The 1,106-nt window shown below is 30.3% G+C and carries 2 protein-coding genes; both read left to right on the forward strand.

Translation table 11 applies throughout. The features are described 5' to 3' along the window. Nucleotides 1–196 precede the first annotated feature (196 nt). Nucleotides 197–493 (forward strand): nucleotidyltransferase domain-containing protein, encoded by a 297-nt coding sequence (locus Q9969_RS11575; protein WP_305555839.1) that lies wholly within the window; start codon nucleotides 197–199, stop codon nucleotides 491–493. A 72-nt stretch (nucleotides 494–565) separates the two neighbouring features. Continuing rightward, nucleotides 566–808, forward strand: a complete 243-nt coding sequence (locus Q9969_RS11580; protein WP_305556791.1) for a HepT-like ribonuclease domain-containing protein — start codon at nucleotides 566–568, stop codon at nucleotides 806–808. Nucleotides 809–1,106: the final 298 nt, after the last annotated feature.

Genomic DNA, 1,106 nt, shown 5'->3' on the forward strand with positions numbered 1-1,106 from the left:
TAGTAAAAATTCAAATCACACAAGTTTTTGAAAGAAACCAAATCCTCCTCTAAACGTGATATAACAATGTTATTAATAATGATAATAATTAAAAATTTCATCTGGAAAACCCTTAAGTTTCTAGGAATGTTGCATTTTCAAAGAATTTATAATAAATGAAAATTATAATTAACTATTAAATTAAAGGTGATTTTTCATGATTTATACTATTGAGGAAATTAAACAGAAAGCCATACCTGTTGCTCAGGAATATGGTGTTGATAGTATGAGTCTATTCGGCTCTTATGCACGTGGTGAAGCAAAAGAGGATAGTGATTTGGATTTTTTCATTGATCGTGGAGACATTAAAGGTTTATTGGATTATATAGGTTTTGTTCAGGAATTGGAAGAAATTTTACACTGTCATGTTGATGTGGTATCAACCGGAATAGAAGATAAATCATTTTTAGCAATAATTAAAAAAGACGGAGTTCTGATTTATGAAAAACAATGATATCAGATATGTTGAAAAAATTATTGAATACTGCGACATTGCCGATAGCCTTTTGGATGAAGGAATTATCTGATATTCCAATCATCACAATCATTTCAGTTATCAACAAGCATGTGCATTGTTCAAATTGGTGAATATGTCGGAAGATTGTCTGAGGAATTTAAACAGGAGCATGACAGTATTCCATGGAAGCAAATCAAAGGCATGAGGAATTTCGCAGCCCATCAATATGAACATTTCGAATTTGAAGTGTTATGGCACACATTAACTGAAGAACTTACTGAATTAAAGGAAATGTTGCTTCCGTTAATTTAATGAACCTTCAATTGTTATCATGATTTTTGAAGGCCTAAGATTCCATTTTATATAAACTTATTTTTTTATCTGTGTTTTAAATCCGCATTTTTCCTGTCTTAAATTCTTGAACTTTTAATGAACAGTACGTTTTTATATTCAGTTCATAGTCTAATCTTTAATGATGACTGTGTAGTTGCATTCACGGGCACTTATGAAAAAATAGCTAATGAAAAGCAAACCAAGAGTTGATGTGAATAGATGGCATTCAACATAAATCAGTCTCTTTCAAAAACTTGTGTGATTTGAATTTTTACTA

This window comes from Methanobrevibacter sp. V74 (assembly GCF_963082495.1).
In the GTDB taxonomy this organism is placed as follows: domain Archaea; phylum Methanobacteriota; class Methanobacteria; order Methanobacteriales; family Methanobacteriaceae; genus Methanocatella.

Coding starts and splice junctions, on each gene's coding strand:
- Q9969_RS11575 (WP_305555839.1), top strand. CDS start 197: ATGATTTATACTATTGAGGAAATTAAACAGAAAGCCATACCTGTTGCT.